This window comes from Paraburkholderia sp. BR10954, assembly GCF_040965775.1.
Lineage (GTDB): Bacteria > Pseudomonadota > Gammaproteobacteria > Burkholderiales > Burkholderiaceae > Paraburkholderia > Paraburkholderia youngii.
Genome location: NZ_JBFRCK010000305.1, coordinates 1 through 255 on the forward strand (window position 1 = coordinate 1; position 255 = coordinate 255).

Here is a 255-nt window from a genome sequence, read left to right on the forward strand (position 1 = left end):
TCCCTAGTTGCTACGCAAGAGCACTCCAGGGAGACTGCCGGTGACAAACCGGAGGAAGGTGGGGATGACGTCAAGTCCTCATGGCCCTTATGGGTAGGGCTTCACACGTCATACAATGGTCGGAACAAAGGGTTGCCAAGCCGCGAGGTGGAGCCAATCCCAGAAAACCGATCGTAGTCCGGATCGCACTCTGCAACTCGAGTGCGTGAAGCTGGAATCGCTAGTAATCGCGGATCAGCATGCCGCGGTGAATAC

1 rRNA gene is annotated in these 255 nt (G+C 56.5%); it reads left to right on the plus strand.

Annotated features, from left to right (window positions below):
* A 16S ribosomal RNA gene (locus AB4Y34_RS42350) occupies nucleotides 1–255 on the plus strand; the annotation flags it as partial.